General features: G+C 51.9%; 12 protein-coding genes. 8 read left to right on the top strand and 4 right to left on the bottom strand.

The annotated features are described in order from the left end of the window. Positions 1–70 precede the first annotated feature (70 nt). The 7 genes from tdcB to HV346_RS19945 all read left to right on the top strand — a co-directional run bounded on the left by tdcB (position 71) and on the right by HV346_RS19945 (position 9,433). Positions 71–1,060 (top strand): bifunctional threonine ammonia-lyase/L-serine ammonia-lyase TdcB, encoded by a 990-nt coding sequence (tdcB, locus tag HV346_RS19975; RefSeq protein ID WP_181620903.1) that lies wholly within the window; start codon positions 71–73, stop codon positions 1,058–1,060. 10 nt (positions 1,061–1,070) lie between these two features. Next, a complete protein-coding gene (gene tdcC, locus HV346_RS19970) occupies positions 1,071–2,402 on the top strand; it encodes a threonine/serine transporter TdcC (RefSeq protein WP_181620902.1) in 1,332 nt (443 codons plus the stop codon). Positions 2,403–2,432: 30 nt separating this feature from the next. Continuing rightward, on the top strand, positions 2,433–3,641 hold the full coding sequence (gene tdcD, locus HV346_RS19965) for a propionate kinase (RefSeq protein ID WP_181620901.1): 1,209 nt from the start codon (positions 2,433–2,435) through the stop codon (positions 3,639–3,641). A 15-nt stretch (positions 3,642–3,656) separates the two neighbouring features. Further along, a complete protein-coding gene (pflB, locus tag HV346_RS19960; RefSeq protein ID WP_181620900.1) occupies positions 3,657–5,951 on the top strand; it encodes a formate C-acetyltransferase in 2,295 nt (764 codons plus the stop codon). Positions 5,952–6,104: 153 nt separating this feature from the next. After that, the gene (locus HV346_RS19955; RefSeq protein ID WP_181620899.1) at positions 6,105–6,515 is read left to right on the top strand and encodes a Spy/CpxP family protein refolding chaperone; all 411 of its coding nucleotides are present in this window, start codon (positions 6,105–6,107) and stop codon (positions 6,513–6,515) included. A 263-nt stretch (positions 6,516–6,778) separates the two neighbouring features. Continuing rightward, positions 6,779–8,110 (top strand): amino acid permease, encoded by a 1,332-nt coding sequence (locus HV346_RS19950; protein WP_181620898.1) that lies wholly within the window; start codon positions 6,779–6,781, stop codon positions 8,108–8,110. Positions 8,111–8,131: 21 nt separating this feature from the next. After that, positions 8,132–9,433: a serine dehydratase subunit alpha family protein gene (locus HV346_RS19945; RefSeq protein WP_181620897.1), complete on the top strand. Its 1,302-nt coding sequence runs from the start codon at positions 8,132–8,134 to the stop codon at positions 9,431–9,433. 53 nt (positions 9,434–9,486) lie between these two features. Here the strand turns inward: HV346_RS19945 and HV346_RS19940 are convergent, their stop codons facing one another. Further along, complete coding sequence (locus HV346_RS19940; RefSeq protein ID WP_181620896.1) at positions 9,487–10,188, bottom strand: pirin family protein; 702 nt, start codon at positions 10,186–10,188, stop codon at positions 9,487–9,489. Positions 10,189–10,293: 105 nt separating this feature from the next. Between HV346_RS19940 and HV346_RS19935 the strand changes: the two genes are divergently transcribed. Next, positions 10,294–11,196, top strand: coding sequence for a LysR family transcriptional regulator (locus HV346_RS19935; protein WP_181620895.1), 903 nt, complete (start codon positions 10,294–10,296; stop codon positions 11,194–11,196). Between the two features lie 40 nt (positions 11,197–11,236). On the opposite strand, the gene HV346_RS19930 is transcribed toward HV346_RS19935, so the two are convergent. From HV346_RS19930 to HV346_RS19920, 3 genes are all read right to left on the bottom strand, one after another. Next, positions 11,237–11,602 carry a DUF805 domain-containing protein gene (locus HV346_RS19930; protein WP_181620894.1) on the bottom strand — a complete coding sequence of 122 codons (366 nt, stop codon included), beginning with the start codon at positions 11,600–11,602 and terminating at the stop codon, positions 11,237–11,239. Between the two features lie 106 nt (positions 11,603–11,708). Then, positions 11,709–12,695: a glutathione S-transferase family protein gene (locus tag HV346_RS19925; protein WP_181620893.1), complete on the bottom strand. Its 987-nt coding sequence runs from the start codon at positions 12,693–12,695 to the stop codon at positions 11,709–11,711. A 70-nt stretch (positions 12,696–12,765) separates the two neighbouring features. Further along, on the bottom strand, positions 12,766–13,158 hold the full coding sequence (locus HV346_RS19920) for a DoxX family protein (RefSeq protein ID WP_064327508.1): 393 nt from the start codon (positions 13,156–13,158) through the stop codon (positions 12,766–12,768). Positions 13,159–13,333: the final 175 nt, after the last annotated feature.

The raw sequence follows: 13,333 nt of genomic DNA, 5'->3' as shown, positions 1-13,333 counted from the left end.
AGCTTGTTTTATTAATACTCTGACACCCTGACTTTGCTTGAAGACAATGAATTATTATAACGAGGATATTATGCATATTACTTACGATCTCCCGGTGACGATTGAAGAAATACAGGCTGCACGTAAACGACTGGAAGGTAAAATTTATAAAACGGGTATGCCGCGATCCAACTATCTGAGCGAGCGTTGTAAAGGTGAAATATATCTTAAGTTTGAGAATATGCAGCGCACGGGTTCTTTTAAAATTCGTGGTGCATTTAATAAATTAAGTTCGCTGACCGAGGCCGAAAAACGCAAAGGTGTTGTCGCGTGCTCTGCGGGTAACCATGCTCAGGGTGTCTCGCTCTCCTGCGCCATGCTGGGTATTGATGGCAAAGTGGTGATGCCAATGGGCGCGCCAAAATCGAAAGTGGCGGCAACGCGTGACTATTCTGCGGAAGTGGTACTGCATGGTGAGAACTTTAACGATACGATCGCTAAAGTGAGTGAAATCGTTGAGATGGAAGGCCGCATTTTTATCCCGCCTTACGACGATGCAAAAGTAATCGCTGGGCAAGGTACGATCGGTCTGGAAATTCTGGAAGATCTGTATGACGTTGATAATGTGATTGTGCCCATCGGTGGTGGCGGGTTAATAGCCGGTATTGCCACGGCAATTAAATCCATTAACCCAACCATTAATATTATCGGCGTGCAGTCCGAAAATGTTCATGGCATGGCGGCATCTTATTATGCTGGCGAAATAATGAATCACCGTGTTACGGGGACATTAGCTGATGGTTGTGATGTTTCTCGCCCAGGTAATTTAACGTTCCAGATTGTGCGCGAATTAGTCGATGACATTGTTCTGGTCAGTGAAGATGAAATTCGTAACAGCATGATTGCGCTCATTCAGCGAAATAAAGTGGTGACCGAAGGGGCTGGAGCACTGGCATGCGCTGCGTTATTAAGCGGCAAGCTGGACCATTATATTCAGGGGCGTAAAACGGTGAGCATTATTTCCGGCGGCAATATCGACCTCTCCCGCGTTTCTCAAATTACCGGCTTCGTTGACGCATAAAGGATGACCTATGAGCAACACTGAAAGCATTATCGTTGGCCAGACAAAAACATCCTCCTGGCGCAAATCAGATACCACCTGGACGTTAGGGCTGTTTGGTACAGCCATCGGTGCAGGCGTATTGTTCTTCCCGATTCGCGCAGGTTTTGGTGGTCTGATCCCTATCCTGTTGATGCTGGTTCTGGCATTCCCGATCGCTTTTTACTGCCACCGCGCGCTGGCGCGTTTGTGCCTGTCCGGGAGCAATGTGTCCGGCAACATCACTGAGACGGTTGAAGAACATTTCGGCAAGACTGGCGGCGTGGTCATTACCTTCCTCTACTTTTTTGCGATTTGTCCGTTGTTGTGGATTTACGGTGTCACCATTACCAACACCTTTATGACTTTCTGGGAAAATCAGCTTCAGTTACCTGCTCTGAACCGTGGTTTTGTGGCGCTGTTCCTGCTGCTGCTGATGGCTTTTGTTATCTGGTTTGGTAAAGACCTGATGGTGAAAGTCATGAGCTTCCTGGTGTTTCCATTCATCGCCAGCCTGGTGCTGATTTCGCTGTCGCTGATCCCTTACTGGAACTCGGCAGTTATCGACCAGGTCAGTCTAAGCGATCTCTCCTTTACCGGACATGATGGCATTCTGGTGACCGTCTGGCTGGGGATTTCCATCATGGTCTTCTCCTTTAACTTCTCGCCTATCGTCTCCTCGTTTGTGGTGTCGAAACGTGAAGAGTACGAACCAGAATTCGGTAAAGAGTACACCGAGCAGAAATGTTCCAAAATCATCGGTCGTGCCAGCATGCTGATGGTCGCGGTTGTGATGTTCTTTGCCTTTAGCTGCCTGTTCACGCTTTCTCCGCAAAACATGGCGGAAGCCAAAGCACAAAACATTCCAGTGCTCTCCTATCTGGCAAACCATTTTGCATCGCTCTCAGGAACGAAATCGACATTTGCCACGGTACTGGAATACGGTGCATCCATCATTGCACTGGTTGCCATTTTCAAATCCTTCTTTGGTCACTATCTGGGCACGCTGGAAGGGTTGAACGGTCTGGTGCTGAAGTTTGGCTACAAAGGTGACAAGAACAAGGTTTCCATCGGCAAGCTGAACACCATCAGCATGATTTTCATCATGGGATCAACCTGGGTTGTGGCGTACGCCAACCCGAACATTCTTGACCTTATCGAAGCCATGGGGGCGCCGATTATCGCTTCTCTGCTGTGTCTGCTGCCGATGTATGCCATCCGCAAGACGCCTGCGCTGGCGAAATTCAAAGGCAGACCCGAGAACATCTTCGTGACTGCGATTGGTCTGCTGACCATTCTGAATATCGTCTACAAACTGTTTTAAATCATTGCTCAGGATGAGCGGAGTAAAACCATGATTGAGTTTCCGGTTGTACTGGTTATTAACTGCGGATCTTCCTCTGTTAAGTTTTCGGTACTCGATGCCACCAACTGTGATGCCCTGGTGACGGGCATTGCGGACGGTATCAACACTGAAAATGCTTTTATATCCGTGAATGGGGGAGAGCCAGCGAGACTGGCTCACCACGACTATGAAGGGGCGTTGGCAGCCATCGCCCTGGAGCTGGAGAAGCGTAATCTGATGAGCAGCGTAGCCTTAATCGGCCATCGTATTGCTCACGGTGGCGAACTCTTCAGCGAGTCGACCCTGATTACGGAACGCGTTATCGAACAGATTCGCCAGGTTTCCCCTCTTGCTCCGTTGCACAACTACGCCAACTTAAGCGGCGTGGAGGCGGCGCAGCAACTGTTCCCTGGCGTGCAGCAGGTGGCGGTGTTTGACACCAGCTTCCACCAGACGCTGTCGCCAGAGGCTTATCTGTACGGCTTACCGTACCGCTATTTCGAAGAGCTTGGTGTGCGTCGTTACGGCTTCCACGGCACATCGCACCGCTATGTTGCCCTGCAGGCGCAGGCGCTACTGGCGTTATCCCCTGACGACAGCGGGCTGGTCATCGCCCACCTTGGTAATGGGGCATCTGTCTGTGCGGTGCGAAACGGTAAAAGCGTGGACACTTCGATGGGGATGACGCCGCTGGAAGGGCTGGTGATGGGAACGCGCTGCGGTGATGTCGACTTTGGCGCGATGTCCTGGATTGCTCAGCAGACGGGTCAGTCGTTCGACGATCTAGAGCGTGTGGTGAATAAAGAGTCCGGCTTGCTTGGGATTTCCGGGTTGTCATCGGATCTGCGCACGCTGGAAAAGGCCTGGCACGAGGGGCATCAGCGCGCCCAACTGGCGATAAGCACCTTTGTCCACCGTATCGCGCGCCATATTGCGGGACATGCGGCTTCACTGCACCGCCTGGATGGTGTGGTCTTTACCGGTGGGATTGGTGAAAACTCAAAACTGATCCGCGGTCTGGTCGCAGAGCATCTGAAGGTCTTTGGGATCACGCTGGATGAGGCGAAAAATGCCTTACCGGGTAGCGCCGGAGAACGGGTGATTACCACTGATGCATCCCGCGTAGCCTGCGCGGTGATCCCAACCAACGAAGAAAAAATGATCGCGCTGGATGCCCTCCGTCTTGGGAAGGTTTCTCTGGCTGCGGCTTATGCCTGATAAAGCGAGAATGACATGAAAGTGACAATCGATACGAGCGTTGCACCCTACAGCGACGCATGGGCCGGGTTTCGCGGTGAAGAATGGAAAGACGCCGTTAACGTGCGCGATTTTATTCAGCATAACTACACCCCTTATGAAGGCGATGAAGCTTTCCTCGCGCAGGCGACGCCTGCAACGACGGCGCTGTGGCAAAAGGTGATGGTTGGCATCCGCCAGGAGAATGCCACTCATGCTCCGGTGGATTTTGACACCAATATTGCGACAACCATTACGGCTCATGGCCCAGGCTATATCGATCAGGATCTTGAGACCATTGTTGGTCTGCAAACCGATAAACCGCTCAAGCGTGCGCTGCATCCGTATGGCGGGATCAATATGATCCGCAGCTCTTTCGAAGCCTATGGCCGCGAAATGGATCCGCAGTTTGAATACCTGTTTACCGACCTGCGGAAAACACACAATCAGGGGGTGTTCGACGTCTACTCCCCTGAAATGATGCGCTGCCGTAAATCTGGTGTACTGACAGGTCTGCCAGACGGCTATGGGCGCGGGCGCATCATTGGCGATTATCGCCGGGTGGCGTTGTACGGCATCAGCTATCTGGTGCGCGAGCGCGAATTGCAGTTTGCCGACCTGCAACCGAAGCTGGAGCGGGGGGACGATCTGGAGGGCACGATCCGTTTGCGTGAAGAGCTGGCAGAGCATAAACGTGCCTTGCTGCAAATCCAGCAGATGGCCGCGAAGTACGGTTGCGATATTTCCCGTCCGGCGATGAATGCCCAGGAGGCGGTACAGTGGGTCTATTTTGCCTATCTGGCGGCGGTTAAATCGCAGAACGGCGGGGCAATGTCGCTGGGGCGGACGGCGACGTTCCTTGATGTCTATATTGAACGTGACATGCAGGCAGGACGCCTGAATGAGATCCAGGCTCAGGAGTTGATCGACCACTTCATCATGAAGATCCGGATGGTGCGTTTCCTGCGTACTCCGGAGTTTGACACGCTTTTCTCTGGCGATCCTATCTGGGCGACGGAAGTGATCGGCGGGATGGGGCTGGATGGACGCACGCTGGTGACGAAGAACAGTTTCCGTTATCTGCATACGCTGGATACGATGGGGCCTGCACCGGAGCCTAATCTGACGATCCTCTGGTCGGAAGATTTACCGATCGCGTTCAAAAAATATGCCGCTCAGGTATCGATCATTACCTCGTCCCTGCAATATGAAAACGACGATCTGATGCGCGTTGATTTTGACAGTGACGACTATGCTATCGCCTGCTGCGTCAGCCCGATGATCATTGGCAAGCAGATGCAGTTCTTTGGCGCCCGCGCCAATCTTGCAAAAACGCTGCTGTATGCAATCAATGGTGGCGTCGATGAGAAGCTGAAAATTCAGGTGGGCCCAAAAACGGAACCGTTGCTGGACGATGTGCTGGATTACGACACCGTGATGGCGAGCCTGGATCACTTCATGGACTGGCTGGCGGTACAGTACATCAGTGCGCTGAACCTCATCCACTATATGCATGACAAATATAGCTATGAAGCCTCACTGATGGCGCTGCACGACAGGGATGTCTATCGTACTATGGCCTGTGGGATCGCCGGGCTGTCGGTTGCGGCGGATTCCTTGTCTGCTATCAAATATGCCACGGTGAAACCAGTGCGTGACCATAATGGTCTGGCGGTCGATTTTGTGATTGAGGGTGATTATCCACAATACGGCAACAACGATGACCGTGTGGACAGTATTGCCTGCGACCTGGTTGAGCGCTTTATGAAGAAAATTCAGGCGTTGCCAACCTATCGTAACGCTGTGCCGACTCAGTCGATTCTGACGATTACTTCAAATGTGGTGTATGGCCAGAAAACCGGTAACACGCCTGATGGACGTCGCGGCGGAACGCCATTTGCGCCAGGGGCCAACCCGATGCACGGGCGCGATCGCAAAGGGGCTGTGGCATCGTTAACGTCGGTCGCCAAGCTGCCGTTTACCTACGCGAAGGATGGTATTTCCTACACCTTCTCAATTGTGCCGCAGGCGCTGGGTAAAGACGAGATGGTGCGCAAAACCAACCTTGTCGGTTTGCTGGATGGCTATTTCCACCATGAAGCGAATATTGAGGGTGGGCAGCATCTGAACGTTAACGTGATGAACCGGGAAATGTTGATGGATGCGATTGAACATCCAGAAAATTATCCTAACCTGACCATCCGCGTTTCGGGCTACGCGGTACGTTTTAATGCGCTCACCCGTGAGCAGCAGCAGGATGTGATTTCCCGAACCTTCACGCAGGCCCTGTAAGTCGACACTTTCCCCACGCCCCCTTACGACAAGGGGGCTTTTTTTTACCCGCTGAACATACAAATTTGTTTATATAATTATTCACACCCCGTCATCCGGTCTTGAAAAACAATGTACCTGTTTTCTCCTGAAACAGTATTTAAGGACAATAAGATGATGAAAATGACCCGTATTGCTCTGTTCGCTGCCTCACTGGTTGGCTTTAGTGTTACCGCTCAGGCAGCAGACGTTGAAGCCGCTCCTTCTCCGGCTCAGGACCCGCTAGTACAACACCTGAAGCTGAGTCATGAGCAAGTTAAGAAGATCGACGATCTGCATCAGCAACTGGAACAAAACGTCAGTAAGATCCCCATGACCGGCGTTAAAGATGGGGCATTAATTAACATGTTCCAGGCTGGGAAGTGGGATGAAAACACAGTAAAAAGTCAGCTTGCCGCCTTCAGCAAAATTGAAGAACAAACCCGCTATTACCGCGTGAAATACTATTTTGATGTCAGCCAGGTGCTCACACCGGAACAGCGTAAGCAGGTCAAAACTGACATGGCGAATGCGTTGGCTAACTGAACTTCAGCCCGCGCGTGTCGCGGGCTTTTTATTTCTTTGAACGCCGTCACTGTTGGAAAATATTTTCTACATGAATTGATTTTGGAGTATTTTTTTCTTCTCTTTCGATAATCCCACATTAATTATGTGACTTTTTTCTCTCACTCCCCCGGTATGATCTTTCCATTCAAATAACAAATACCTGCAACAACCTGACTCATTATCGCTGGTGAGCGGATACCCATAAAAATAACTGTTTACCCTACAAAATAAGCGAGTGCCTAATGGATACGGCAACAAATAGCAGCGTGATTGTGAATGATTCCCCCGCGGCAAGACGGGCTGGAATGAGTGAAAGCGAATGGCAAGAGGCAATTAAATTCGACAGTACCGATACCGGCTGGGTCATTATGAGTATTGGTATGGCCATTGGTGCGGGGATCGTTTTTCTTCCTGTGCAGGTTGGTCTGATGGGGTTGTGGGTATTTCTGCTCTCCTCAATTATTGGTTACCCGGCGATGTACCTTTTCCAGCGCCTGTTTATTAATACGCTTGCGGAATCACCGGAGTGCAAAGACTACCCAAGTGTGATCAGCGGGTATCTGGGTAAAAACTGGGGCATCTTACTCGGCGCGCTCTATTTTGTGATGCTGGTTATCTGGATGTTTGTCTATTCCACGGCCATCACCAACGATAGCGCTTCGTATTTGCATACCTTTGGCGTCACAGACAGTTTGTTATCTGAGAATCCTTTCTATGGCTTATTTCTGATTTGTATTCTGGTGGCAATTTCATCACGCGGTGAAAAGTTGCTGTTTAAAGTCTCAAGCCTGATGGTTCTGACCAAGTTGCTTGTCGTGGCAGCGTTGGGGTTATCGATGATCGGTCTCTGGCAGTTGAGTCATGCAGGTATGCTGCCGCCGATGGGATTGCTGATTAAAAATGCCATTATTACGCTGCCATTTACCTTAACCTCAATTCTCTTTATTCAGACGTTAAGCCCGATGGTTATTTCTTATCGTTCAAGAGAAAAGTCCGTTGAAGTGGCGCGCCATAAAGCGTTACGGGCAATGAATATTGCGTTTGGCATTCTGTTTGTGACAGTCTTTTTCTATGCGGTCTCCTTCACTCTGGCAATGGGGCACGATGAAGCCGTTAAAGCCTATGAACAAAATATATCTGCTCTGGCCATTGCGGCGCAGTTTATCAGTGGTGATGGTGCGGGCTGGGTCAAAATCGTCAGCGTGATCCTGAATATTTTTGCCGTGATGACAGCATTCTTTGGTGTGTATTTGGGCTTTCGCGAGGCGACGCAGGGCATCGTCATGAATATCCTGCGACGCAAACTCCCGGCCGAGAAGATCAGTGAACGCGCGGTGCAGCGTGGCATCATGGTCTTCGCTATTTTGCTTGCCTGGAGCGCCATTGTATTAAATGCCCCGGTACTGAGCTTTACCTCTATTTGCAGCCCAATTTTCGGGATGGTGGGTTGCTTAATTCCGGCATGGCTGGTCTACAAAGTCCCGGCACTTCACAAATATAAAGGCGTGTCACTGGTGATTATTATCATCACCGGGCTGCTGCTTTGTGTTTCTCCTTTCCTCGCCTTCTCCTGAGGCGCAATTAAGGTCATAACGATGTCTGAGCAAACTAATCCTTTATGGAACCATTTTATTCAAGCGGTGCAGGAAGAGGTTAAACCTGCCCTGGGATGTACAGAGCCTGTCTCTCTGGCGCTGGCTTGTGCAATTGCGGCTGGGCAGTTGAGTGGCGAGATAACCCGGATTGACGCGTGGGTGTCGCCCAACCTGATGAAGAACGGCTTGGGGGTCACTGTGCCAGGGACCGGGATGGTCGGGCTGCCTATTGCGGCAGCGCTGGGGGCAATTGGTGGCAACGCGCAGGGGGGGCTGGAGGTGTTAAAAGGTGTCTCAGCGGATGCTCGGGGTCGTGCCAAAGCCTTGTTGGATGCGGGTCAGGTTCAGGTGAAATTGCAGGAGCCCTGTGATGAGATCCTCTATTCGCGGGCCTGTGTTTATGCTGGTGATGCATCAGCCAGCGTCACCATTGCGGGGGGGCACACGAGAGTTGTGCAGATCGTCAGTCAAGGCGAAATCCGTTTTACCCTTGATGAGCGGCAGCAAAATACCTGTAACGATCCGCTGGCGATACTCTCTTGCACCACGCTTTTGCAGATCCTGGAGTTTGTGGAGCAGGTTCCGTTCGATGCGATTCGTTTTATCCTGGAGGCGGGGCATCTGAACGATGCGCTATCCCGTGAAGGGTTAACGGGTCGCTGGGGGTTACACATCGGAGCGACGCTTAACAAGCAGCGCGTGCGCGGATGGATAGCGCAGGATTTAGGCTCAGACATTGTTATTCGCACCAGTGCGGCCTCGGACGCCCGTATGGGAGGGGCGACCTTGCCAGCCATGAGTAATTCTGGGTCCGGCAATCAGGGGATTACGGCGACAATGCCTGTAGTGGTAGTTGCTGAGCATGTTCAGGCAGATGATGAAAAGCTGGCGCGGGCGCTGATGCTCTCACATCTGACGGCTATCTATATCCATTACCAGCTTCCGCGTTTGTCGGCATTGTGTGCAGCAACCACAGCAGCAATGGGGGCGGCGGCTGGAATGGCCTGGCTAATGGACGGGCGCTATAAGACGATAGCGATGGCCATCAGCAGCATGATCGGTGATGTCAGCGGTATGATCTGTGATGGCGCGTCTAACAGTTGTGCCATGAAAGTCTCAACCAGCGTTGGTAGTGCCTGGAAAGCGGTGATGATGGCGTTGGATGATTCTGCTGTTACAGGAAATGAAGGGATTGTGGCGGGCGATGTAGAACAGTCCATCGCCAACCTTTGTTCGCTGGCGTGTCGATCGATGCAGGCTACGGACAAACAGATCATTGAGATTATGGCGAGCAAGGTTTAACGATGTTCTCCTCACCCCACTCTCCTGAAGGGGGCGGGGTGAGGAGCCTTTCGTTACACAGGCAAATCAATCAACAGCGCGCGCAGCGGCGTATCGGCAACCAGCGTAATATTCGCTTCATCGCGGATAAACGCACCGTCACCGCAGGTGAGCGCTTCTTTCTCTTCCGTATGCGTCAGCGCGTGAACCGTTCCGTGAATCGACTGCAAATAGGCGCGCGGGCCGTGAAGCTGGAAGCTCGCCTGCTCTCCCTTTTTAAGCTCGATATGGTGCAGCCACACCTGCTGGCGGAGTTGCAGGCTACCGTTGCTGCCATCCGGCGTTGCAATTAACTGCTGTTTATTGCCGCTCAGATTTATTTTCTGTACCAGCGGGTTTTCCCGCTCCGGACAGGCATCCAGCCACAGTTGCATGCGCGTCAGCGTCTTCTCTTTGCTGAGGTTATGCTCGCTGTAGCTAATGCCGGGCTGCGTTGAAATCAGCAACGCTTCACCCGCCTTCGCCTGGACATGATTGCCCTCGCTATCGCGATATTCTGCTTCACCTTCCAGTATCAGATTCAGGATATCTACCTTCGGGTACGTACGCGGCTGGAAGGCGCTGCCAGGGGCGAGCACTTCCTGGTTCAATACACGCAGTGAGGCGTAACCGAGGAGTTTTGGGTCAAAGTAGTGTCCAAAGGAAAAGGTGTAGCGGGCCTGCAGCCAACCGAAATCGGCTTGTCCGCACTGTTTAGCTGTTCTTGTCGTAATCATAAAACTTGACCTCTCTTTACACTAAAACAATGGTAAAGGTATGGACGCTTCATTGTTAGCCAGATATTCTGCCCGGTATGTTCAAATTTCCTGAATGAGAACGAGATGGCTAAAGAGAGAGCATTGACGCTTGAAGCACTGCGTGTGATGGACGCAATTGACAGGCGTGGCAGCTTTGCCGCTGCGGCAGATGAATTGGGGCGTGTTCCGTCTGCGCTGAGCTACACGATGCAGAAGCTGGAAGAAGAGCTGGACGTGGTGCTGTTCGACCGTTCAGGTCATCGAACAAAATTCACCAACGTGGGACGTATGCTGCTGGAGCGTGGGCGCGTTTTGCTGGAAGCGGCTGACAAGCTGACGACCGATGCCGAGGCACTGGCGCGTGGCTGGGAAACACACCTGACGCTGGTCACTGAGGCATTAGTCCCGACGACGGCCCTGTTCCCGCTCGTGGGGCGATTGGCCGATAAAGCCAATACCCAACTGTCGATCATTACGGAAGTGCTGGCCGGGGCGTGGGAGCGACTGGAAACGGGCAGGGCAGACATTGTCATCGCTCCGGATATGCATTTCCGTTCCTCGTCAGAGATCAACTCCCGCAAACTCTACAGCGTTATGAACGTCTACGTTGCAGCGCCAGATCACCCCATTCATCAGGAACCTGAACCGCTGTCCGAGGTTACCCGCGTGAAGTATCGCGGTGTGGCCGTCGCGGATACCGCCCGTGAACGTCCGGTACTCACCGTACAATTACTGGATAAGCAGCCGCGTCTTACCGTGACATCACTGGAAGATAAGCGTCAGGCTCTGCTGGCGGGGCTGGGAATGGCGACGATGCCTTATCCGTTTGTGGAGAAAGATATCGCTGAAGGGCGTTTACGCGTGGTCAGCCCGGAGTATACCAGCGAGGTGGATATCATTATGGCGTGGCGGCGTGACAGCATGGGAGAAGCTAAATCCTGGTGTCTGCGTGAAATACCTAAGCTATTTGCCAATCACAATAAGTAGTTGAGCAGGCCCGGCAAGCGACGCGCTGCCGGGCAATACATTATGTATTGAGTTTAGGATCGGGACCGAAGCGGTTTTCACCAGGTGTTCCGCTCTGGCAGTTAAAGATCAAAATGATGATCCAGCCAATAACCGGGATCAACACCAGCAGTAACCACCACGCCGAACGGTCGGTATCGTGGAGTCGACGAAACAGCACTGCCCATGATGGCAGCAGTATCAACAGGCCATAAACCGTGGTGAGGATCCCTTCACCGCCCGCCCGCTCCCAGCCGAGAATTTTATCAACCACGCCCAGCACGACGATGAGGATGAAGTTCACCAGAACAAACATCCAGTACTCTTTGCGGCGGGCACGACCACCGAATCCAACGTAATTGCGCAGTACTTTTAGATACCAGTCCATTTTCCTTGCCTCGATAATCAGTCAATCACTTGTTTTCTAAGCGATCGAGGTAAGGATAGACGCAGATTGTGAATTAAAAAAGGGCATCCATAGATGCCCTGAATATTTATCCGAAACGGACGTCGCGGCCGTGTGGTTCATCCAGATCTTGCCACGGGCCAATGGAGATAATGCCCGTTGGATTAATGGTTTTATGGCTGCGGAAATAGTGAGTGCGGATGTGGTCAAAATTGACCGTTTCGGCAATCCCTGGCATTTGGTAAAGATCGCGCAGGAAGCCGTACAGGTTGGGGTAATCGCTAATACGGTGTTTGTCGCATTTAAAATGGGTGACATACACGGGATCGAAACGAACCAGCGTGGTCCACAGGCGAATATCGGCTTCTGTCAGGCGGTCGCCTGCCAGATAACGGTGTTGCCCCAGGATCTGTTCCAGACGCGCCAGCGATTCGAACACCTTCGTAACGGCATCATCATAGGCTTCCTGGCTGGTGGCGAACCCGGCTTTATAGACGCCGTTATTCACATTGTCATAAATCCAGCTGTTCAGCTCATCAATCTTATCGCGCAATTCTGTTGGGTAGTAATCTCCGGCCCGCGCGCCATGTGCGTCAAATGCGGTATTGAACATGCGGATAATTTCGGCAGATTCATTGCTGACGATGGTCTGGTTTTTCTTATCCCACAACACAGGCACGGTCACGCGTCCGGTGTAGTGCGGGTCAGCGCGCAGATAGAGTTGGTAGAGGAATTCGTGATGGTAGAGATCATCCCCGGTTGCCGCCGGGAAATCGCTATCAAAGGTCCAGCCATTTTCCAGCATCAGCGGGTTAACAACTGAAACCGGGATCAGCGATTCAAGGCCTTTGAGCTTACGTACAATCAGCGTGCGATGCGCCCACGGACAGGCCAGTGAGACATAGAGGTGATATCTCTCTTTTTCGGCCGCAAAGCCACCCTCGCCAGAAGGGCCGGGAGCACCATCAGCGGTGAGCCAGTTACGGAAGGCCGACACAGAACGCTTGAATCGTCCTCCGGTGGATTTGGTGTCATACCAGATGTCCTGCCAGACGCCATCAACAAGTTGTCCCATTTTTGTCTCCCTCAGATAGCAAAAGCGAGGAGATATCTCCTCGCTTTGTGGTCAATCTAGTATAGCGTGCTTACCACTTTTTATTCAGTACACGGTCGATGCTGTATGCGCCAGGGCCTGTGATAGCCAACAGCAGGAAACCGCCAGCGATAGTCAGGTTTTTCATGAACATCAGGGAGTTCATGCCTTCCGCAAAGTTACTGTGGAAGATAAATGCGGTCAGCAGCGTGAAGCCGGCAGTAAACAGCGCGGTGGTACGGGTCAGGAAACCAAACAGAACCGCCAGGCCGCCGCCGAACTCAAGCAGGATGGTCAGTGGTAACAGGAACCCTGGGACGCCCATTGCTTCCATGTACTGCTGAGTACCCGCATAACCGGTGATTTTGCCCCAACCTGCAGTGATAAACAGAATTGGCATCAGAATACGCGCTACCAGTACACCAACATCTTCTAATTTTTTCATTTTACTCTCCAGAGAACCACATGGGCGGCTGATCTTTATTTGTGTGCAAATCCGGGTAGATACCGCGTGTTTGCTGTCGATGGAGAGGATAATAAACGTGACGAATGACAATTGTTAGCAAGGAAAACTGTCAATCTTCTTCAAAGATATTGAGTAAGGAGGGAAGAGAAACGTT

This window comes from Enterobacter sp. RHBSTW-00994, assembly GCF_013782625.1.
Lineage (GTDB): Bacteria > Pseudomonadota > Gammaproteobacteria > Enterobacterales > Enterobacteriaceae > Enterobacter.
Note: the sequence above shows the minus strand (reverse complement) of the source record. Positions and strands in the feature narration are given on the sequence as shown.

Bases quoted from the DNA above. Each gene is read 5' to 3' on its own strand.
- pflB (WP_181620900.1), top strand. From the start codon at position 3,657: ATGAAAGTGACAATCGATACGAGCGTTGCACCCTACAGCGACGCATGG.
- HV346_RS19955 (WP_181620899.1), top strand. From the start codon at position 6,105: ATGATGAAAATGACCCGTATTGCTCTGTTCGCTGCCTCACTGGTTGGC.
- HV346_RS19920 (WP_064327508.1), bottom strand. From the start codon at position 13,158: ATGAAAAAATTAGAAGATGTTGGTGTACTGGTAGCGCGTATTCTGATG.
- HV346_RS19950 (WP_181620898.1), top strand. From the start codon at position 6,779: ATGGATACGGCAACAAATAGCAGCGTGATTGTGAATGATTCCCCCGCG.
- HV346_RS19940 (WP_181620896.1), bottom strand. From the start codon at position 10,188: ATGATTACGACAAGAACAGCTAAACAGTGCGGACAAGCCGATTTCGGT.
- HV346_RS19935 (WP_181620895.1), top strand. From the start codon at position 10,294: ATGGCTAAAGAGAGAGCATTGACGCTTGAAGCACTGCGTGTGATGGAC.
- HV346_RS19930 (WP_181620894.1), bottom strand. From the start codon at position 11,602: ATGGACTGGTATCTAAAAGTACTGCGCAATTACGTTGGATTCGGTGGT.
- tdcD (WP_181620901.1), top strand. From the start codon at position 2,433: ATGATTGAGTTTCCGGTTGTACTGGTTATTAACTGCGGATCTTCCTCT.
- HV346_RS19945 (WP_181620897.1), top strand. From the start codon at position 8,132: ATGTCTGAGCAAACTAATCCTTTATGGAACCATTTTATTCAAGCGGTG.
- tdcB (WP_181620903.1), top strand. From the start codon at position 71: ATGCATATTACTTACGATCTCCCGGTGACGATTGAAGAAATACAGGCT.
- HV346_RS19925 (WP_181620893.1), bottom strand. From the start codon at position 12,695: ATGGGACAACTTGTTGATGGCGTCTGGCAGGACATCTGGTATGACACC.
- tdcC (WP_181620902.1), top strand. From the start codon at position 1,071: ATGAGCAACACTGAAAGCATTATCGTTGGCCAGACAAAAACATCCTCC.